This window comes from Brevundimonas viscosa, from assembly GCF_900116065.1.
Taxonomy (GTDB): domain Bacteria; phylum Pseudomonadota; class Alphaproteobacteria; order Caulobacterales; family Caulobacteraceae; genus Brevundimonas; species Brevundimonas viscosa.
Genome location: NZ_FOZV01000003.1, coordinates 228,625 through 247,885, shown reverse-complemented (window position 1 = coordinate 247,885; position 19,261 = coordinate 228,625). Strand labels below are relative to the sequence as shown.

At 70.5% G+C, this 19,261-nt stretch carries 24 protein-coding genes; 10 read left to right on the top strand and 14 right to left on the bottom strand.

Going from position 1 to position 19,261, the window contains the following annotated elements; genetic code table 11:
* The first annotated feature begins 13 nt into the window (after positions 1-13).
* On the top strand, positions 14-994 hold the full coding sequence (locus BM333_RS07660; RefSeq protein ID WP_092309283.1) for an SDR family oxidoreductase: 981 nt from the start codon (positions 14-16) through the stop codon (positions 992-994).
* Positions 995-1,042: 48 nt separating this feature from the next.
* Here BM333_RS07660 and BM333_RS07655 read toward each other — a convergent pair whose 3' ends face one another.
* The 6 genes from BM333_RS07655 to BM333_RS16240 all read right to left on the bottom strand — a co-directional run bounded on the left by BM333_RS07655 (position 1,043) and on the right by BM333_RS16240 (position 3,779).
* Entirely contained in the window at positions 1,043-1,333 is a 291-nt protein-coding gene (locus BM333_RS07655) for a GNAT family N-acetyltransferase (RefSeq protein ID WP_092309280.1), read from the bottom strand.
* Positions 1,334-1,435: 102 nt separating this feature from the next.
* Positions 1,436-1,831: a hypothetical protein gene (locus tag BM333_RS07650; protein WP_177221829.1), complete on the bottom strand. Its 396-nt coding sequence runs from the start codon at positions 1,829-1,831 to the stop codon at positions 1,436-1,438.
* Between the two features lie 11 nt (positions 1,832-1,842).
* Positions 1,843-2,430 (bottom strand): hypothetical protein, encoded by a 588-nt coding sequence (locus BM333_RS07645; protein ID WP_092309277.1) that lies wholly within the window; start codon positions 2,428-2,430, stop codon positions 1,843-1,845.
* A gap of 66 nt (positions 2,431-2,496) precedes the next feature.
* Positions 2,497-2,892: a dihydroneopterin aldolase gene (gene folB / locus BM333_RS07640; protein WP_425425123.1), complete on the bottom strand. Its 396-nt coding sequence runs from the start codon at positions 2,890-2,892 to the stop codon at positions 2,497-2,499.
* Between the two features lie 4 nt (positions 2,893-2,896).
* Entirely contained in the window at positions 2,897-3,655 is a 759-nt protein-coding gene (locus tag BM333_RS07635; RefSeq protein WP_092309274.1) for an SDR family oxidoreductase, read from the bottom strand.
* A complete protein-coding gene (locus BM333_RS16240; protein WP_281246039.1) occupies positions 3,648-3,779 on the bottom strand; it encodes a hypothetical protein in 132 nt (43 codons plus the stop codon). Before BM333_RS16240 ends, BM333_RS07635 begins: the two co-directional genes overlap by 8 nt.
* A 94-nt stretch (positions 3,780-3,873) precedes the next feature.
* Here BM333_RS16240 and BM333_RS07630 point away from each other — a divergent pair, with 94 nt between their 5' ends.
* From BM333_RS07630 to pgsA, 4 genes are all read left to right on the top strand, one after another.
* The gene (locus BM333_RS07630; protein WP_092309271.1) at positions 3,874-4,320 is read left to right on the top strand and encodes a DMT family transporter; all 447 of its coding nucleotides are present in this window, start codon (positions 3,874-3,876) and stop codon (positions 4,318-4,320) included.
* Between the two features lie 77 nt (positions 4,321-4,397).
* Positions 4,398-6,281, top strand: a complete 1,884-nt coding sequence (gene uvrC, locus BM333_RS07625) for an excinuclease ABC subunit UvrC (RefSeq protein ID WP_092309268.1) — start codon at positions 4,398-4,400, stop codon at positions 6,279-6,281.
* A gap of 21 nt (positions 6,282-6,302) precedes the next feature.
* Positions 6,303-6,929: a carbonic anhydrase gene (locus BM333_RS07620; RefSeq protein WP_092309265.1), complete on the top strand. Its 627-nt coding sequence runs from the start codon at positions 6,303-6,305 to the stop codon at positions 6,927-6,929.
* Positions 6,930-6,986: 57 nt separating this feature from the next.
* Positions 6,987-7,631: a CDP-diacylglycerol--glycerol-3-phosphate 3-phosphatidyltransferase gene (pgsA, locus tag BM333_RS07615; RefSeq protein ID WP_245777186.1), complete on the top strand. Its 645-nt coding sequence runs from the start codon at positions 6,987-6,989 to the stop codon at positions 7,629-7,631.
* Here the strand turns inward: pgsA and BM333_RS07610 are convergent.
* The 3 genes from BM333_RS07610 to BM333_RS07600 form a co-directional block, all read right to left on the bottom strand.
* Entirely contained in the window at positions 7,628-7,858 is a 231-nt protein-coding gene (locus tag BM333_RS07610; RefSeq protein ID WP_092309257.1) for a hypothetical protein, read from the bottom strand. The two genes, pgsA and BM333_RS07610, sit on opposite strands and share 4 nt — an antisense overlap.
* Positions 7,858-9,930, bottom strand: coding sequence for a S46 family peptidase (locus BM333_RS07605; protein ID WP_092309254.1), 2,073 nt, complete (start codon positions 9,928-9,930; stop codon positions 7,858-7,860). Before BM333_RS07605 ends, BM333_RS07610 begins: the two co-directional genes overlap by 1 nt.
* Positions 9,931-10,117: 187 nt before the next feature.
* Complete coding sequence (locus BM333_RS07600; protein ID WP_092309251.1) at positions 10,118-12,184, bottom strand: S46 family peptidase; 2,067 nt, start codon at positions 12,182-12,184, stop codon at positions 10,118-10,120.
* Between the two features lie 178 nt (positions 12,185-12,362).
* On the opposite strand from BM333_RS07600, the gene BM333_RS07595 reads away from it, so the two are divergent.
* Genes BM333_RS07595 through BM333_RS07585 form a run of 3 tightly spaced genes read left to right on the top strand, consistent with a single transcriptional unit; the run spans position 12,363 to position 15,327 of the window.
* A complete protein-coding gene (locus BM333_RS07595; protein ID WP_092309248.1) occupies positions 12,363-13,535 on the top strand; it encodes an ABC transporter permease in 1,173 nt (390 codons plus the stop codon).
* On the top strand, positions 13,535-14,284 hold the full coding sequence (locus BM333_RS07590; protein ID WP_092309672.1) for an ABC transporter ATP-binding protein: 750 nt from the start codon (positions 13,535-13,537) through the stop codon (positions 14,282-14,284). Before BM333_RS07595 ends, BM333_RS07590 begins: the two co-directional genes overlap by 1 nt.
* Before the next feature lie 26 nt (positions 14,285-14,310).
* The gene (locus tag BM333_RS07585) at positions 14,311-15,327 is read left to right on the top strand and encodes an HlyD family secretion protein (RefSeq protein ID WP_092309245.1); all 1,017 of its coding nucleotides are present in this window, start codon (positions 14,311-14,313) and stop codon (positions 15,325-15,327) included.
* 14 nt (positions 15,328-15,341) lie between these two features.
* Here the strand turns inward: BM333_RS07585 and BM333_RS07580 are convergent, their stop codons facing one another.
* Together BM333_RS07580 and BM333_RS15915 are read right to left on the bottom strand one after the other, a co-directional pair.
* Positions 15,342-16,130, bottom strand: coding sequence for a crotonase/enoyl-CoA hydratase family protein (locus tag BM333_RS07580; protein WP_092309242.1), 789 nt, complete (start codon positions 16,128-16,130; stop codon positions 15,342-15,344).
* 103 nt (positions 16,131-16,233) lie between these two features.
* Positions 16,234-16,392, bottom strand: a complete 159-nt coding sequence (locus BM333_RS15915) for a hypothetical protein (protein WP_177221828.1) — start codon at positions 16,390-16,392, stop codon at positions 16,234-16,236.
* A gap of 153 nt (positions 16,393-16,545) precedes the next feature.
* Between BM333_RS15915 and BM333_RS07575 the strand changes: the two genes are divergently transcribed.
* Both BM333_RS07575 and BM333_RS07570 read left to right on the top strand, forming a co-directional pair.
* Positions 16,546-16,758: a DUF1289 domain-containing protein gene (locus tag BM333_RS07575; protein ID WP_092309239.1), complete on the top strand. Its 213-nt coding sequence runs from the start codon at positions 16,546-16,548 to the stop codon at positions 16,756-16,758.
* A 174-nt stretch (positions 16,759-16,932) separates the two neighbouring features.
* The gene (locus tag BM333_RS07570) at positions 16,933-17,412 is read left to right on the top strand and encodes a retropepsin-like aspartic protease family protein (protein ID WP_092309235.1); all 480 of its coding nucleotides are present in this window, start codon (positions 16,933-16,935) and stop codon (positions 17,410-17,412) included.
* A 2-nt stretch (positions 17,413-17,414) separates the two neighbouring features.
* On the opposite strand, the gene BM333_RS07565 is transcribed toward BM333_RS07570, so the two are convergent.
* Genes BM333_RS07565 through BM333_RS07555 form a run of 3 tightly spaced genes read right to left on the bottom strand, consistent with a single transcriptional unit; the run spans position 17,415 to position 19,204 of the window.
* On the bottom strand, positions 17,415-18,242 hold the full coding sequence (locus BM333_RS07565) for a sulfite exporter TauE/SafE family protein (protein WP_092309232.1): 828 nt from the start codon (positions 18,240-18,242) through the stop codon (positions 17,415-17,417).
* Positions 18,243-18,288: 46 nt separating this feature from the next.
* Positions 18,289-18,498, bottom strand: a complete 210-nt coding sequence (locus BM333_RS07560; RefSeq protein ID WP_092309229.1) for a helix-turn-helix transcriptional regulator — start codon at positions 18,496-18,498, stop codon at positions 18,289-18,291.
* Complete coding sequence (locus BM333_RS07555; RefSeq protein ID WP_092309226.1) at positions 18,491-19,204, bottom strand: hypothetical protein; 714 nt, start codon at positions 19,202-19,204, stop codon at positions 18,491-18,493. The genes BM333_RS07560 and BM333_RS07555 overlap by 8 nt, the downstream gene beginning before the upstream one ends.
* Between the last annotated feature and the right edge of the window lie 57 nt (positions 19,205-19,261).

Below are 19,261 nucleotides of genomic sequence, written 5' to 3'. Positions count from 1 at the left end.
AAGGAGACCGCCGATGGACGACCGTTTCGAAGCCCGCGCCGACCGCATCGCCGATCAGGAGCGGAAGATCCAGGCCGGCATCGACGCCAAGGGGGCGGCCGGCGGCGATGACGGGGGTGCGGTCCAGGCCGGCGCTCGCCGCTACCCCGAGCCGCCATTCCCCGAGCAGCACCAGAGGAAGCCGGGGGAGGAGGCGGCGCTCGATCCGGCCCCGATGTACGACGCCCCGTTCTGGAAGGGGTCGGGCAAGCTGGACGGCATGGCCGCCATCGTCACCGGCGGCGACTCGGGAATCGGGCGGGCGGTGGCGGTGCTGTTCGCCCGCGAAGGCTGCGACGTCGCCATCTGCCATCTCGACGAGGAAAAGGACGCGGAGGATACGAGGAAGGCGGTCGAGGCTGAGGGCCGCCGCGCTATCGTCCTGAAGGGCGACGCCGCGGATCCGGCCTTCTCCGAAGCCGCGGTCAAGGCCACGCTCGAAGTCTTCGGCCGCCTCGACGTCGTGGTGCCCAACGCCGCCTTCCAGGAGCATGTGGAGGCGCTGGAGGACCTGACCCTCGAGCATTTCGATCGCACCCTGAAGACCAACCTGTACGGCTACTTCAACCTGGTGAAGGCCGCCGTGCCGCACCTGAAGGCGGGCGGGTCGATCGTCATGACGGGGTCGGTCACCGGCATCATGGGCAACGACAACCTGCTCGACTATTCGATGACCAAGGGCGGCATCCACGCCTTCGCGCGCTCGCTCGGCACGCACCTCGCCCCGCGCGGGATACGGGTGAACGTCGTGGCTCCCGGGCCGGTGTGGACGCCGCTCAATCCAGCCGACCAGCCGGCGGAGAAGGTCGCGAAGTTCGGATCCCAGACGGTGATGAAGCGCCCGGCGCAGCCGGAGGAGATCGCCCCGGCCTTCGTCTTCCTGGCCTCGCCCCAGTGCTCCAGCTACATCACCGGCGAGATCCTGCCGATCATCGGCGGCTACGGCGGCGGTTAGGCTGCGTCGGGCCGGGGAGGCGGGGCCCGACTACCGCCTGCTGGACTGTCAGTCCGCCAGCACGTCGTCGTACTCGGGGTGACGGCGGTGCCACATCACGGCGTAGCTGCACCGGGGCTGAAGCTTCAGCCCCTCCTGCCGCGCATGGGAGGCCAGCGCCTGCATGAACCGCCCCGCGGCGCCGCCGCCGCGCAGCGCCGGGTCGGCCTCGACGTGAAGAATCACCCGCGTCCCGTCGCGGACGGCGTAGTCCGCGAACACGCGGCGCGTCTCTCCCGTCGGGTCGGCGAAGCCCTGCTCGAAGCGATGCTCGTCGCGTACGTCGCGGAACTCGGTCATGGCCTCGTCTCCTGTGTCCGGCAGTGGACACGGCCTCAACCGTCGATGGGAGCAGGCGTTCCAGCCGAGCCGTCGAACGACCGACGGCGTGGCGTTTCGGTCTCAGGGGGCGCGGTCGCCCAGCAGGTTGATCAGTCCGAAGACGCTCTTCACCGTGAACCAGACGCTGATCAGGAACCAGAGGATCCCGAACAGGATCAGGAAGGGAATGCCGATCAGCACGATCGACATCACCACGCTGACGGCGATGGCGATCCAGCAGGCGATGGTCCACCAGAACACCGACCAGAACAGGCGGATCTGGGCGTCGAGGTGTTGCCTCGGCACACCGACCGCCGAGCTTCGCGCGGCGTAGGCGACCACCAGACCGACCAGCACCAGCAGGTTGGCGCTCGGGATCGACAGGATGAACAGGGCCCATGCGGCGAGCGCTGCGACCTTGCCGTCGTCGCCCCCGCTCGGCACGCGATCACGCTGTTCCGGCGGCACGTAGGACATTCCGGTTCTCCTCAGATCCACCAACTGCTCGGGTCGCGGATCGCGCGGCCCGACTTGAGGGTCCACACGCCCGCGGCGCCGCGGATCACCGTCCACAGGGCGAGGGCGAACAGCAGGGGCACGCCCAGCGCAAACGGCGCCGCCAGCAGGATGACACCGATGACTCCCGCGACCGCGGCCGCCCACAGGGTGCGTTGCTGGTAGATGAAATGGGTGCGCGCCTCAGGCTCATCCGGACCGGGACGTCCGGTCACCGCCACAAGGCCGATCAGGGCGGAGACGCCCAGCGTCGGTACCGCGAACAGGATCAGGGCGTAGACGGCGTACAGGTTCAGGCCGCCGATCACCGGCGCCGCTGACGGCTCGGGGCGGTGGTGGTGGATCTCGAAACCCGGAGACGGCTCGAAGATCGAGCTCGCGCGGATCGGATGAGGTCGCGACGCCGGAGCCTCTTCCCCGGGCTCGCGCTGGGCCTCGTCCACCGCTTCCGGCTGCGGCGGCTCCGGTGCACGCGCCCGCCCCTGCAGCGACTCCGCCGAGGCGAAGCCGATCAGGGCGTCGTCGTCATCCGGACTGCGGGGGTCGCCGGGTTCGGCCATCGGGGATCCTTCAACTCCGTCTCACGTATGACGGCCCCGCTGTCGGGGCGCAACCGCGCAAGCGGTTCAGCGACCCAGCGTCACCTCGCAGCCGGCCGCCGCCGCGCCGGCCAGGGCGCCCGGCTTCTCGATGCGCACGGTGCACCGGCGGACCCGGTCGTCCTGCAGGCAGGCCAGGGCCAGCCGTTCCGCGAAGGTCTCGACGAGACCGACGTGCCCCTCGGCGGCGATGGCGCGCGCCGCGGCGGCGACGGTCTCATAGTTCACCGTGTCCGCCAGCCGCTCCACGCGCGCCGGCTCGAGCACAAGCGTCGCGTCGATCACCAGTCTCTGCAGCCGGCCCTGCTCGTGGTCGTAGACGCCGATCCCGGCCTCGACCTCCAGGCCGCGCACGAACACCGTCAGCCCTTGATGGGCGGGCGCCTCGACGCCGGGGAAGGGCAGGGGGGACGGTGCGGCCACGGAGCTACTCCAGAATGTCCGGGGTCTTCCAGGCCAGGTGCTGGCCCCCGTCGACAGCGATCATCTGCCCGGTCACCAGCTCGGCGTCCACCAGCCATCTCACCGCGGCGGCCACCGCCCCGGGGCTGCCCGGGCGACCCAGCAGGGTGGCGGCGGCCTCGGCGGCGAACTCGGCCTCGCTCTGGTGGATCGACGGCAGGGTCGGTCCGGGCCCGACGCCGTTCACCCGGATGCGCGGGGCCAGCGCCTGCGCCAGCGTCCGCGTCGCCCACCACAGGCCGTTGCGCGACAGGGCGTAGGAGAAGAAGCGCGGGTCGGGCTTGAGCACCCGCTGGTCGAGAAGGTTGACGATGCAGCCGCCCTCCGGGGCCTGGGCGGCGAAAGCCTCGGCCAGCACCACCGGGGCCCGCAGGTTGGTCTCGATGTGCGCGTCCCACGTCGTCCGCTCCAGCGCCCCGACGCGGTCGTCCTCGAACACGGAGGCGTTGTTGACCAGGACGGCCACCGGCCCCATGGCCTCCACCGCGGCAGGGATCAGAGCCCTGGTCTCGGCCTCGACGGCGAGGTCGGCGCGCACCGTCGCGGCGCGGCGGCCCAGCGCCCGCGCCTCTTCGGCCACGGCCTCGGCCGCCCCGGCCGACGAGCGGTAGTGGATGGCGAGATCGAAGCCGGCGCGGGCCAGCTCCAGGCAGATCGCCCGCCCGATGCGCTTGCCGCCGCCGGTGACCAGCGCGGCCCCGCGGCGGGCGACCGGATCAGTCAACCCGGCCGAACTCGACGAAGTTGATCACGGCGAGGACGGCGACGAAGCCGAGGATGATGGCGAGAGCCAGCATGGGATGCTCCTTGTTCGCCCCGCCAATAGAGCGCGGGCGGCGGGTGTTCAAGCAGCGGAACGAACCCGCAGATCCCGCGCTTCGCCAGACCGTGGGGCCGACCGATGTCCGCGCGCCCGATTGTCTCCCGTGCTAGCCAGTGCCCATGAACCCCTCAGTCCTCGCCATCGTCGCCGTGGTCCTCGGCGGCGCCGCGGCCTCCCTGCAGGCGCCGACCAATGCGAAACTGGCCAATGCGGTCGGGTCGCCGGTCAACGCCGCGCTCGTCTCCTTTGCCGTCGGTACGGCGGTGCTGGCGGTGGTCGCCTTCCTGATGCAGGCGCGGCCGGACTTCGCCACGGTGCGATCTGCGCCCTGGTATCTGTGGATCGGCGGCCTCTATGGCGCCGCCTTCGTCGTGGCCGCCACCTGGGGCGTGCCGCGGCTCGGCGTCGCCACCACGATTATCCTCATGGTCGCCGGCCAGCTGCTGCTCAGCCTGGTGCTCGACCACATCGGGTTCATGGGCATGCCGAAGCAGCCGATCAGCTGGGGCCGCGTCGGCGGCGTGGCGCTGGTGATCGCCGGCGTGGTCATGGTCCGGAAGTTCTAGAGCGAAATCGATCCTGATCGACGGCGTCGATCCGGCCCAGATTTCGCTCCTCCCGCGCGAGGCCTATATCGGTCGCGATGACCGAGGAGCCGCTTCCCGCCGATTCGCTGAAGGCCGCCGACCTGATCCGCGACGAGGCGCGGCGGGCGCCCGACAAGCCCGGCGTCTACCGCATGTACGGCGAGGACGGGGCCTGCCTCTACGTCGGCAAGGCGCGGTCGCTGAAGAAGCGCATCCTTCAGTACGCCCAGGGCCGCTTCCACACCCAGCGCATCGGGCTGATGGTCTCCCTCACTCGTTCGATGGAGCTGGTCGTCACCGCCTCCGAGACCGAGGCCCTGCTGCTCGAATCCAACTTCATCAAGAAGCTCAAGCCGCGCTTCAACGTGGTGCTGCGCGACGACAAGTCGTTCGCCGAGCTGATGATCCGCCGCGACCATCGCGCCCCGCAGGTGAGGAAGCACCGCGGGGCCCACACGCTGAAGGGCGACTATTTCGGCCCCTTCGCCTCGACCTGGGCGGTCAACCGCACCCTGACCACCCTGCAGAAGGCCTTCCTGCTGCGCTCCTGCTCGGACAGCGTCTACGAGACCCGCACCCGGCCGTGCATGCTGCACCAGATCAAGCGCTGCTCGGCGCCCTGCACCGGCCTGATCTCGCTGGAGGACTACGGCCAGCTGGTCGACGAGGCCGAGGCCTTCCTGCGCGGCCGTTCGCGCGCCGTCATCGGACGCCTGTCGAAAGAGATGCAGGCGGCGTCCGACGCCATGGACTTCGAGCAGGCCGCCCGCGTCCGTGACCGCATCCGGGCCCTGTCGGCCATCGCCATGGAGAATTCCGTCAGCGCCGAGGGTGTGGCGGAGGCTGACGTCTTCGCCCTGCATTCGGACGGGGGGCAGGCGTGCGTGCAGGTGTTCTTCTACCGCGGCGGCCAGAACTGGGGCGGCCGGGCCTACTTCCCCCGGGTCGACCGGGCCGACACGGACCCGGAGATCCTCGCCGCCTTCCTCGGCCAGTTCTACGAGGACAAGCCCCTGCCGCGGCAGATCCTCGCCAACGTGCGGCCGCACGAGAAGGAGCTGCTGGAGGAGGCCTTCTCGATGAAGGCGAAGACCGTCGACGGCCGCCGGGTCGTGACCATCGAGCTGCCGCAGCGCGGCCCGCGCCGCGCCCTGGTCGACCACGCCCTGACCAACGCCCGCGAGGCGCTGGGCCGGCGCATGGCCGAGAGCTCGGCCCAGGGCAAGATCCTCGACGAGGTGTGCGAGGCCTTCGGCCTGGAGGCCCGCCCCGAGCGGATCGAGGTCTACGACAACTCGCACATCCAGGGGACAAACGCCGTCGGCGGCATGATCGTCGCCGGGCCCGAGGGCTTCCGGAAGACCCAGTACCGCAAGTTCAACATCCGCGGCGACGAGCTCACCCCCGGCGACGACTACGGCATGATGCGCGAGGTGCTGCGCCGCCGCTTCGGCCGACTGGCGAAGGAGGAGGAGGCCGGCGAGGAGGTCGAGCGGCCCGATCTGGTGCTGATCGACGGCGGGGCCGGGCAGCTGGCCGAGGCGGTCGCGGTGATGGCCGAGCTGGGCCTGCACGACATTCCGGTGGTCGGGGTGGCCAAGGGGCCGGACCGGGACGCGGGGCTGGAGCGCTTCTTCATCCCCGGCAAGCCGCCGTTCATGCTGCCGCTGAAGTCGCCGGCGCTCTACTACCTGCAGCGGCTGCGCGACGAGGCTCACCGCTTCGCCATCGGGGCCCACCGCACGCGCCGTTCCATGGACATCAAGAAGAACCCGCTCGACGAGATCGAGGGCGTCGGACCCGGCCGCAAGAAGGCCCTGCTGCACGCCTTCGGCTCGGCCAAGGGCGTCGGCCGCGCCTCGGTGGTCGATCTGGTCAAGGTCGAGGGCATCAACCAGGCCCTGGCCGAACGCATCCACGCCTTCTTCCGCAAGGCGTGAGCCCGCATTAGAAGGCCATCCATGACCCACGACTCGAACGACGCCCTGCTGGCCGGTTATCGTCGCTTTCGTGAAGGCCACTGGGCCGACGCGAAGGCCGAGTACGAGGCCCTCGCCGCCGATGGACAGAAGCCGCACACCCTGGTTGTGGCCTGCTCGGACAGCCGCGCCGATCCGGCGCTGATCTTCGACGCCGCGCCGGGCCAGCTGTTTGTGGTCCGCAATGTCGCCAACCTGGTGCCGCCCTACCAGCCGGACGGCCAGTTGCACGGCGTCTCGGCGGCGCTGGAGTTCGGGGTGAAGGTCCTCGGCGTCAGTCGCATCGTGGTCATGGGCCACGCCCTCTGCGGCGGGGTGAACGCCATGCTGAACGGCGCGCCCGACAGCTGCCGGGACTTCGTGGCTCCGTGGGTGGCCCAGGCCGCGCCCGTGGTCCGCATGGTCTGCGAGAGCTTCCCGGCCGAGGAGAGCGAGCGCCTCGCCGAGGAGACCGTGGTCCGCCTGTCGATCGAGAACCTGCGCACCTTCCCGTGGATCGCGGAGCGCGAGGCGGCCGGCCAGCTGACCCTCAGCGGTCTGCACTTCGGGATCGCCGACGGGGTGCTGCGTGCCCTGAAGGGGCCGGGGCGGTTCCAGCCGCTGGACTGACGGCTCGCTTCATGCAGCGAAGCGTGGCAGATCGGCGTTGAAGCACGGATGACGCCGATGACCCCCGCCCCGCACGCCAATCCGATCCCCAACATCCTCACGGGCCTTCGCCTGGCCGCGGGGGTGGTGATGTTCCTGCTCCTCGCGGGCGCGGCCCCGCAGGGTCTGCCCTTCCTGCCGCCGGACTTCCTCAGCCCGAGCGACCAGTTCCGCTTCGCGCGGACCGCCTTCATCATCTTCATCGTCGCCGCCTCGACCGACTGGATCGACGGCTTCCTCGCTCGTCGCTGGCACGCCACGACGCGCTGGGGGGCCATCCTCGACCCGATCGCCGACAAGGTGCTGATCACCGGGGCCATCCTCGGCGTGCTGGCCTGGGGCTCGGTGCCGCAGGCGGCCATCCCCTGCGGCCTGATCCTGTTCCGCGAGTTCGCCGTCTCGGCCCTGCGCGAGACGGTGGCCGGCAAGGTCAAGCTGCCGGTCACCCTGCTGGCCAAGTGGAAGACGGTCCTGCAGATGGTCGCGCTGGCCGTTCTCCAGCTGGCGCTGGCGCCCCTGTGGGAAGGCTTCGGCCTGCCCTTCGAGTGGCTGCGGCACTTCCAGACCTTCGCCTACCTGCTGCTCTGGCTGGCGACCGTGGTCACCCTGTGGACCGGCTGGCAGTACTTCTCCAAGGCCCAGCAGAAGATGCGGCAGCTCTAGCCTGCGCGTCCTTGCCGGGCGCGTAGCCATCTGCCGATGAGGTGCGTGGCGCCACCGCCGCCGATGTTGGCTGCAACAATGCCGGCGATGGGCCACGTCAGCTGGCCCGCGAGCAGCGCAGCCAGGAACATGAGCAGGGCGCCTGCGATCATCAGGGCGCCAATGTAGTAGAAGGCATCAGCCCGCAGTCGGCGAATCCGGGCCTCCAGGCCGACCCAATCCAACATCAACGCGCGCCCAGCTCCTCCACCAGCCGCTCCATCCCGTAGACGTCACGCAGCGCCGTCGTGATCGCGCCCGTGGTCACGATCACCGAGCGGTTGACGGCGCGGTCGTAGCCGTAGGCGTTGCGCTGGGTCAGCACGGTGGAGTCGAAGTTGGCCCCGACGATCTCGCCCGCCTCGGTGACCACCGGCGAACCCGAGGAGCCGCCGATGGTGTCGGACGACACGGCCATGTTCATGACCGTGTCCGGGTCGATCCGGTCCTTCGCCGCCAGCAGCTTGGGCGCGACGTCGAAGGGCGGGGCGCCGGTCGCCCGGTCCCACAGGCCGCCGAAGGTGGTGAAGGGGCCCCAGCGCTGGCCCGGGACGTCCGAGCCCTCGATCTTCCCGTAGGTCAGTCTCAGGGTGCCGGTGGCGTCGGGATACACGCTGTCGCCGTAGGCCTGGAAGCGCGCGGCCGCCAGTTGTTCCGATGCCCGCGCCGTGGGCGACTCGACCTTCTCCTCCCATTCCGAGCGGATGGCCCGGGTCGGCTCCTGGATCGACAGCAGGTAGCGGATCATCGGATCGTCCGAAGCCTCTACGGCCGCCAGCCCGCCCTCCCACAACGCCCGGCGCACCGCCGGATCGCCCAGCGTCGAGCCCGCCGCCAGTCTCGCCGACAGCTGTTCCGGCGATTCATCGCCCAGCAGGGCCCGCACGCGGGGATCGTCCACCGTCAGCCATTCGCGGGTCTTGGACAGCCACCACTCCAGCCGCACCTGCTCCAGCGAGGGATAGACCGGCCGCGCGGCGAACAGGGCGTTCTGCACCGCAGCCAGCCGGCTGTCGGCGTATTCCGGCAGGCGCTCGGCCGACGGCTTCTCACGCTCCTGCGCCGCCCGCACCAGCGTCCGCGCCCAGCTGAACAGCTGCGACCCCCCGCCCGGCGAAGTGGTGCCCATGCCCGTGCCGCCTTCCAGCAGCGCCATGGCGGGATAAAGCTCGCGGGCGATCGGCTGCACCGCGCTCAGCTCGGTCCACGGATCGCCCACGCCCGCCAGCGCTCCCGCCCGCTGCCGGAAGTCAGCTTCCGCCTCGGCCTTCATCGCCATGAAGCCCGGGTCGACCAGCGCCGCCATCCGGCCGCGGCCGCGCTTGTAGGTGTTCTCCAGGCCGACGATCGGATCCATGGCGATGAAGGCGTTCTCCTCGCTCTCCTCCGAGAAGCGGATCAGTCGGCCGCGCAGCTCCGAGGCGATCAGCTGGTCCAGCGGCAGGACCACGTCGCGGATGGTGGCCAGCTGATCCAGGGTCAGCAGCCGCTGGGTCGAGCCCGGGTTGCCCGAGACGAACACCGGCGTGCCCTCGACGGGGCGCTCCGCATTCCAGGTGAAGTGGGTCGGCGTCGCCACCGGCTGGCCGTTCTCGTACAGCCGGACGAAGGCCGCATCGATGGCGAAGCGGGGGAAGCTGAAGTTGTCGAGGTCGCCGCCGAAGGTGGCCGCCCGGTCCTCCGGCGCCCATGCCAGGCGCACGTCGGTGTAGCGGCGGAACTTGTACAGCTTGAACTGGCCGCCGCGGTACAGGCTGACGACCTGGCAGCGGGTGGCGGCGTCGCCGCCGCAGGCTTCCTGCTCGATGGCGCCGGCCTCGGCGTCGCGCGCCCGGGTGAAGGCCTGGCCTTCCAGCCCCGCGCCCGCGGCGTGCATGCGCGCCGTCACGTCGGTGATCTCGGTCAGGATCTCGGCCGAGCCGCCGGGGCACTGGAGCTCCTCCTCGCGCGTCCGGGGCGCGAAGCCGGTCTCGGCGTAGTTCACTGCCTGCGTCGACAGGTTGGCCACGCAGGTGGCGACGCAGTGATTGTTGGTCAGCACCAGCCCCTCGCCCGAGACCAGTCCCGCCGAGCAGCCGCCGAACTTCACCGACGACAGCCGCACCCGGTCGAGCCACGCCTGGTCGATGTTGGTGCCCAGCGTCTGGTTGGCCCGCGCGATGGGGAAGTTGTCGAAGGTCCACATGCCCTCCTCGGCCTTCGCGCCCGAAGCGGCGGCGAAGGCGAGAACGGCGACCGAGGCGGCGAGGGGAAGGCGCATGAATGACTCCTTCCTTCTCCCCTTGCGGGAGAAGGTGGCGGCCGAAGGCCGACGGATGAGGGGTCGACAGGGAGACCCGATTTATCGCGGGACCATGAATGACGAAGGGGCCGCCCGGCAAGACCGGTGCGACCCCTCATCCGGCCTCGCTTCGCTCGGCCACCTTCTCCCGCAAGGGGAGAAGGACTTAGTCCACCCCCAGCTCTTCGAGCAGGCGCGGCTGCGGATAGACCGCGCGCAGCGCCTCGGTGATCGCCGCCGTCGACACGCTGACGGTGCGGTTCAGCTCGCCGTCGTAGCCGAAGGCGCCGCCCAGCGAGTGGATGTTGCCGTCGAAGGCCGCGCCGATCACCTCGCCGTCGGCGTTGACCACCGGCGAGCCGGAGTTGCCCCCGATGATGTCATTGGTCGAGACGAAATCGTAGACGACGTCCTTGTTGATGCGCGCCTCGGCGGCGGCGAAGCGCGGCGCCAGGTCGAACGGCTCGGACCCGGTGGCGCGCTCGTACAGGCCGCCCATGTAGGTGAACGGCGGCACGGTCACGCCGCGGTGGGTCCAGCCCTGCACCTGGCCGTAGGACAGGCGGAGGCTGAAGGTGGCGTCGGGGTAGAGGTTGGTGCCGTAGACGGCGAACCGGGCCTCGGCGACCTTCTCGGCGGCGCGGGCGGTCGGCGCACTCACCTCGGCGGCCCAGCGGTCGCCGATCGCCTTGGCCGCGTCGTCGTTGGCCAGCACGAAGGCGAGCAGGGGGTCAGCCTCGGCCAGCTGCTCCGGCGTCATCGACAGGGCCTGCGCCCGGAAGGCCGGATCGGCCAGTTTCGTGCCCTCGATCAGCCGTTCGGCCAGCGCCTCGGGGCTCTCGCGGCCCAGCAGGCGCTGAACGTCCGGATTGTCGACGGTCAGGTATTCGCGGGTCTTCGACAGCCAGTAGCGCAGCCGCAGCTCCTCGATGTCCGTCGCGATCGGAACCTCGTTGGCGAGACTGGCGGCCAGCTGGGCGCGGCGCGCCTCGCTCATGTCGCTGCTCTTCGCCGCGCGGACGATCGCCCGGGCGTACTGGTACAGCTGCGAACCGCCGCCGGCCGATTGCTCCAGCTGGCGGAACGGCAGGTACAGGTCCATCGCCGTGGCCTGCACCCGCTCCAGATCGGCCCACGGATCGCCGATGCGCTGGACCAGCGCCGGATCGGCGGCGACCCGGGCGCGGAGCTCCTGCTCCTGCTCGCGCTTCATGGCCATGAAGTCCGGATCGGTCAGGGCGCCCTGCTGGCCGTAGTAGACCTTGAAGCTGTTCTCGAGACCGAAGATCGGGTCGAACGCCAGCCGCTTGGCCTCGTCGCCGGTCAGCGAATACTCGAGCAGCCGGCCGCGCAGTTCGGACGCCTGGATCAGGGTCACCGGCAGCTGCTGGTCGCGCAGCCGCTCCAGCTGGCTCATGGTCAGCAGGCGCGAGGTCGAGCCCGGATTGCCGACCACGAAGGTGACGTCGCCTTCCTTCGGCGCTTCCGGATTCCAGGTCAGGTGATTGGGCGTCGAGACCGGCTGGCCGTTCTCGTAGGCGCGCAGGAAACCGGCATCGAGCGCGTAGCGCGGGAAGTTGAAGTTGTCCGGGTCGCCCCCGAAGAAGGCGGCCTGCTGCTCCGGCGCGAACACCAGGCGGACGTCGTCGTACTTGCGGAACTTGTAGAGGGCGTAGCGGCCGCCGCGGTAGAAGCTGATCACCTGGCAGTTGAGCTTCGGATCACCGGCGCAGGCTTCCTGCTGGATGCGGTTGATCTCGGCCGAACGGGCGGCGTTGAAGGCCGCGCCTTCCAGACCTTCGCCCACCGCCAGCACGCGGTCGGTGACGTCGACGATCTCGGTCAGCACCTCGGCGGTCTGACCGGGGCAGCGGCGCTCCTCCTCGCGGGTCGCCGTCATCCAGCCGTTCTTGACGTAGTCGTTCTCCGGCGACGACAGGTCCTGCACGCAGCCGACCACGCAGTGCCAGTTGGTCAGGATCAGGCCCTCGTCCGAGACGAAGGAGGCCGAACAGCCCTGCAGACGCACCGCCGCGTTGCGCACCCGGTCCAGCCAGGCCTGGTCGATGCGCGTGCCGTACTTGTCGTTGACGGTCTGGATCGGGAAGTTGTCGAAGGTCCACATGCCCTCGTCGGCCTTGGCCGGGGAGGGGGCCGTCACGGCCATGGCGCCCGCGACGACGGCGATGGAGGCGGTCGCCGAGACGGCGGCGCGCAGCGAACGGAACAGCATCCTGCATTCTCCCTGTGGGCCGGCCTGTCGCCGGACCTGTTGCGGATACCTAGCCTTGCCGGGGGCGCCGCGTCCACGGCCTGCTGCGCGACCGACCGCCGCCGCCTTACCCCGATTTAACTTGGCCCTGACGGCGGGCGTCGTCAGATAGCGGCAATACCGGGGGCCGCACATCCAGATGTCGCTTGCACTTTCCACCCTGCTTTACGAGTGGCGCCGCTACATGGCCGCAGTGATGGCGCTCGCCCTCTCCGGCCTGCTGGTGCTCGCCATGACCGGCGTCTTCATCGGCATCGGCAAGGGCTTCACGGCCCAGATCGAGCGGTCGCGCGCCGACATCATGGTGCTGCAGCCAGGCGCCAAGAACATCATGAGCGGCCCGTCCGGGGTGCCGCGCCGCTTCATCCCGCTGGTCTACAACCATAACGAGGTGGTCGAGGTTCAGCCGCTCGACGGCGCCGGCGGATCCTTCCAGTCGGTCAGGAACGTCGACCCGACCCAGTCCCAGGCGGACCGCGCCCGCGCCGGCGCGCCCAAGATGAACTACGTCCAGACGCGGATCATCGACACGACGCCTGACGCGGTGACCATTCCGGTCGACTATTCGCAGCAACTCGTCGACGCCCTGCGGCAGCCCTACACCGTCGCCGTCGACGAGACCGACCTGCCGAAGCTCGGCGTCCGGCTGGGCGAGAAGGCCCTCTACAATGGTCAGACCGTCACCCTCGTCGGCGTCACCCGCGGCTATCCGAACATGATGCAGCCCACCGTCATCATGTCTCGCGACACCCTGCGCATGGTCGGGCAGGCGGACACCGGGCCCCGGGTCGGACCGTTGATGGTCAAGCTGAGCGACCCCGCGCGCGCCGAGGCCGTGGCGCGGGAGCTGAATTCCATGGGGGCCGGCCAGTGGCGCGCCTGGACCCGGGACGAGCTGGCCGAGGCCAACGCCGCCGGCATGTTCGAGGAAGGCATCCTGGTGATCATCATCGGCGGCTGCGTCGTGCTGGGCACCATCATCGGCGTGGCCATCACCTGGCAGACCCTCCGGGGAGCCATCATGGCCAACATCAAGGAGTTCGCCTCGCTGCGGGCCCTCGGCGTCGGCATGGGTTCGCTGCGCCGCATCGTCATGGAGCTCAGCTTCTGGGTCGGCCTGGTCGGCGTCGCCGCGGCCATCTTCCTGACCTGGCTGGTTCAGCTGCTGGCCGCCGCCAACGCCGTGATCATTTCCCTGCCGCCCATGCTGCTGATCATCGTCGGCGGCGGCCTGGTGGCCATCGCCATGCTGTCGGGCCTTCTGTCCCTCGGCGTCCTCAAGAACAGCCAGCCGGCGGACCTGCTGCGATGATGACGACCAAGGTTCACGGCAAGCACGGCGACTTCGCCATCGAGGCCAAGGGCCTGGTGAAGCGCTTCAAGTCAGGCAAGAGCTTCGTCGAGGTGCTCAAGAAGGTCGATTTCGACGCGCGGCATGGCGATCTGACCATGGTCATGGGGCCCTCCGGCTCGGGCAAGTCGACCCTGATCGCGGCCTTGTCCGGCCTGCTCCGACCTGAGGCCGGCCGGGTCGACACGCTCGACGTCGACGACCTTTGGAAGCTGTCGTCCGGCCGGATCGACAAGTTCCGCCTCGACCACTGCGGCTTCATCTTCCAGGGCTTCAACCTGTTCCCGGCGCTGTCGGCGCTGCAGCAGGTCGAGGTGGTGCTGAAGTTCCAGGGACTGTCGAAGGCGGACGCCAAACGGCAGGCGACCATCGCGCTGGAGGAGGTCGGTCTCGGCCACCGCCTGCACCAGCGGCCGTCCGCCCTCTCGGGCGGCGAGAAGCAGCGCGTCGCCATCGCCCGCGCCCTGGCCAAGGAGCCTCAGATCCTGTTCGCGGACGAGCCGACCTCGGCGCTGGACGGCGAGAACGGGCAGGTGGTGATCCGACTGCTCCGCCGCGCCGCCACCGAACACGGCGCCGCCGTCATCTGCGTCACCCACGACCCGCGCCTTGAGGCCTGGGCCGACCGGGTCATCCACATCGAGGACGGCGTGATCATCGACGACCAGCGCCGCACGCCCAACCTCGACGCCACCCTGGCGTCGCACTGAACCGCCTTTCGGGGACCGAGAACACCATGCCTGGCTTTCTGAAGAACAAGTGGCTCTGGATCGGCGTCGCGCTGATCGTGGTGCTCGTCGTCGGTTTCAACGTCATGTCCGGCAACGCCGCGAAGAAGAAGGCCGCCGACGAGAAGGCGGCGGCGCAGAAGGTCGAGACGCCCTACGCCGCCGTGGCCAACGGCAAGGTCGACATCGAGGGCGGCATCATACAGATCGCCGCCCGCCGCGGCGGCGTGGTCCGCGAGGTGCTGGTGCAGGAGGGCGACCGCGTCGTCGCCGGCCAGATCCTCGCCCGCCAGGAGGACGACGAGCCGCGCCTGGCCCTGCAGCGCGCCCGCGCCGAGGTCGCCCAGGCCGAGAGCCAGCTGCGCCAGATCCAGGTCGACATCTCCACCGCCCGGCGGGAGTACGAGCGTCTCGAGCGTCTGGTCGACACCAACTTCGTCGCCGCCCAGCGGCTCGACCAGGCCCGCGACGCCATCGCCACCGCCGAGGCGCGCCTCGCCTCCCAGCAGGCCTCGGTCCAGACCGCCCGCGCCCGCATGGCCGAGGCCGAATACAACGTCGAGCTGACCGTCATCCGCGCCCCGACCGATGGCCGCATCGTGCGCCGCTACGCCAACCCCGGCGCCGGCGCATCGACCCTGAACGTGTCGAACATGTTCGACCTCGAGCCCGACGCCCCGCGCATCGCGCGCGCCGAGATCGTCGAATCGGACATCCCCAACGTCACCGTCGGCCAGGCCGTCGAGATCACGCCGGAAGGTGACCCGTCCAAGGTCTACGTCGGCTCGGTTCTGCGCCGCGCCGCCGTCTTCGGGGCCCGCAAGCTGGCCTCGGACGATCCGTCGCAGCGCTCCGACGAGCGGGTGGTCGAGGTGGTCGTCACCGCCGGCGACGCGCCGCTGCTCATCGGCCAGCGCGTGCTGGTCAAGTTCATGAAGCCGGGCGAGACCGCCGGCGCGCCGCGCGAACCCGCCGCCGGCGTGCCCGCCAATCGCTCGATGCAACAGCCGGCTCGCGAGGGCTGACGCAGGGGGCCAGGTCAGAACCGCGGCGGCCGCTTCTCCAGCGCCGCCGCGACCCCTTCCGCGTGGTCGTCGGTGAGGTGGGCCAGCGCCTGCATGGCGGCGGTCATCTCGAGCATCTGATCGAAATTCATGTCGCGGCCCTGGCGCAAAAGGGTCTTGGCCATGCGCAGCGCCTGCGAGCCATGCGCCGCCACCCGGCCGGCGGTGGTCAGGGCTTCGGCCATCAGCGCTTCGGGCGCGACGACGTGGTTCACCAACCCCCAGCGCTCGGCCGTGGCAGCATCGATGGTCTCGCCCGTGAACAGCATCTCGGCCGCCCGGGCGTAGCCGATGTTGCGCGGCAGCAGCCACGAGCCGCCGTCGCCGGGGATGATGCCGAGCTTCAGGAAAGGCACCCCGAAGCGCGCGTCGCTGGCGGCGATGCGGATGTCGGCCAGGCCGGCGATGTCGCAGCCCAGCCCCATGGCCGCCCCGTTCACCGCCGCGATCAGCGGCACTTCCAGGCCGTAGAGCGATCGTACGATACGGTGCACCACGCGCCTGTAACGCTCCCGGATTTCAGGCCCGGTGCCCTCGAACAGGTCGCGCCGCTCGCGCATCGCCTTGAGGTCGCCGCCCGCCGAGAAGGCGCGGCCCGCTCCGGTCAGCACGACACAGCGCACCGCCGGGTCGGCGTTCACGGCCGCGCAGGCTTCGGCGAAGGCCTCGCCATCCTGCAGGTCGGGCAGGGCGTTCAGCCGCTCCGCGCGGTCCAGGGTCCAGATTTCGACGGCGTCGCGCCGCTCGCGCACGATCAGGGTCATGCGACATCAGTGACTCATCCGCAGGCCCGAGACAAATGCATCTCCGAAAGCACGAAGCCCCGGCCTTGCGGCCGGGGCTTCGTCGGTCTGCCTGGCGGCGCGCCTAGCGGCGCACCCTGTCCAGCTTGATCGGTTCGAAGTTCGACGGGTGGCTGACCACGCGGTCGCCCGCTCCGTTCGTCTGCTTCGTGTTCACCAGCATGCCGCCCCAGAGGGCGAAGGACAGCATGGCGTGCTGGAGGTTCCGGGTCTTGTCGTTCATCTGTTGATGTCTCCTTTCGCTGAACGATGAAAAGAGACACGTCGTGCTCGCAGGGGTTCTCACCCTCTCAGTCGTTTCGCGTCATCCTCAACCTGGGCCATTCCAGCGCCGAATGCAAGTTTTCGTTCCGCTGCCGGATCATTTTTCGCACCTATGTCATCAAACCCGCGCCCGCCCCGTTCCATCACCACCCCCTGCGTGCAGGTCTGCATCGTCGACGGGGCCACCGGCCTGTGTCTCGGCTGCCATCGCACCCTGCAGGAGATCGGCGGCTGGAGCCGTTTCACCGACGCCGAACGCGCCTCGATCATGGCGGAGTTGCCGGGACGGGCGGGCAAGGCGACCGGCGTAGGCAGTAGGCAGTAGGCAGTAGGCAGTCGTGACAAGCGGGAAATCAGGGCCGCCCTCTGGCCCGGTCATCGCCACCTGTTGCTTACTGCCTACCGCCTGCCGCCCACTGCCTGTGGCCGGCGCCCGTTAACCTCCCCCCAACCACGCTCTTTCACCGCATTCCAACCGACGCCGTGCGACACCGCCGGCATGCGTATCGACCTGTCCTCCCTTGGCGTTCTGTCCCTCGCCGTCGCCTCTTCGCTCAGCGTTCTGTGGTGGATGGACATGGGCGGCCTGCGCGGCGCGGCCCAGGCCGCGGAAGTTCCGGCCGCCGCGGTCCGCGCTGCCGATGGTCACTACTGGGCCGAAGCCCGCATCGACGGCCGGCCGGTCCGCCTGATGGTCGACACCGGCGCCAGTCGGGTTGTCCTGACCCGCGCCGACGCCGCCGCCCTCGGCATCGAGCCGTCCGCCGACGCCTATTCCACCTCCCTGGCCACCGCCGCCGGCCCCGTGCGCGCCGCCCCGGTGCGCCTGAAGTCCGTCGCCGTCGCCGGAGCCCGCGTCGACCAGGTCGAAGCCCTGGTCGTCGATCACGGCCTGCCCCACTCCCTGCTCGGCATGAGCTACCTCGGCCGCCTCTCGGCGTTCACCGCCACGCCGACACGGCTGACGCTGCAAGGGTAGGGTCAGGGCGCCGCCTTCACCACCACCAGCATCGCCGTGATCAGCAGGTAGATCGCGAACGCGCGCCGCAGCACCTTGCGGTCCAGCCGGTGCGCCAGCTTCGCTCCCCATGGCGCCACCGCCGTGGTCAGCACCGCCATCACCACCGCCCCGGGGACGTTGACATAGCCCAGCGACAGCGGCGGCCGCCCCGCCGCCGCCCAGCCGAACACGACGAAGCCCAGCGTCGCCGCCGTCCCGATGGCCACGCCGAAGCCCGACGCCGTCGCCACCGCCTGGTGGATCGGCCGCCCGCACAGGGTCAGCAGCATGCCGCCGAAACTGCCGCCGCCGATGCCCATCATCGCCGACAGGCCGCCGATCGCGGCGCCCAGCCCGCGTCGCGCCCACCCGGTGGGCAGGCTCCGCCACGGCGCCCAGCCCTCGCGCATCAGCCCCATCTGCGCGGCCACCGCCGCCAGACAGACGCCGTAGACCAGCGCCAGCCCCTCCATCGAGGTCACGCCGGCGACTGCGGCTCCGGCCACCGCGCCCGCGCCCACCCACGGAGTCCACGTCTTCAGCACCGTCTCGTCCACGGCTCCGTGCGCCCGGTGCGCCCGCAGCGAGCGCCAGCTGGTCGCCACGATGGTCAGCAGCGAAGTGCCGATGGCCACGTGCAGATTGCTCTCGCCCCCGACCCCCAGCACCTCGAAGGCGTAGAACACCGCCGGCACGATCACCGTCCCGCCGCCCACCCCGAACAGGCCCGCGATCAGCCCCCCGAACAGCCCCGCCGCGGTCAGGGCGGCCAGCAGCATCAGGATCTCGTTCAGGGGCAGGGCGGTCATGTGTCTGCCGTAGCCGTTCCTTCCGCGCGGGGGGAGGGGCGCCGCCTCAGTCCGCGAGCCAGAACAGCTCGTCCACCGTCGTGCCCAACGCCCGCGCCAGGCTGAGCGCCAGCACGGTCGAGGGGATGAAGACGCCGTTCTCCACCGTATTCACCGTCTTGCGCGACACGCCGGCGCGTTCGGCCAGTTCGGCCTGGGTCAGGCCGGCCGCCGTGCGCGCCTCCTTCAGCCGCGAGGCCAGCCGCGGATCACCCATCCGCGCCGGCCTCCCGCTCCGCCCGCCGGTGCAGCAGGGCGAACTTCAGGGCCGCCGCCCCGCCGCCGGCCCACAGGGCGAAGGGCAGCAGCGCCACCGCCTCGGCGGGCCGCCACAGGCCGACGAGGTACAGCGTCGTCGCCGAGCCCAGCAGCACCCAGAAGCCCAAGGCCATGGCCCGCGCCCGGAACTCCCGGGTCAGTTCGTCTTCCAGAAAGCGGCGCAGCTTGCGCGCCCCGCCGTCCCAGCCCATCACCATAGCCGGCGGCAGCACCACGAGCAGCGGCACGACGAGGGCGCAGATCCACACCGCCGCCTCCCGCTCGCCCGCCATCAGCCGCGCCGCGTTCAGCGATCCGATGCTCACAGTGACCAGCAGCATGGCCGGCAGGACCAGCAGCTGCGAGGTGCGCGCCCGCTGCTCCCGGTCGCGCCGACCGTCCAGACCCGCCAGCCTGCGATGGTCGGGGCCGGGCGCCGCCGCCCGCGCCGCCGTCCAGGCCGCCAGGCCGATCAGCGACAGGGCGATCAGGCACGCGGCGAAGACCGTCTCGCTGACCCCGGTCCGGTCGATCAGCCCCCCGAGCCCGGCCAGCACGCAGGCGATGGCGACCAGCACCGCGGTCCACATCACCACCAGCGCCGCCTGACGCCACCGCTCCCGCCGCGCCTCCCGCGCTTCCAGTCCGTCCCGCTCCGCGTTCATCCCGGCCTCCCGATGTCACCTGCAGGTTACATGTAACCTTGAGGTGACTTGTCGTCA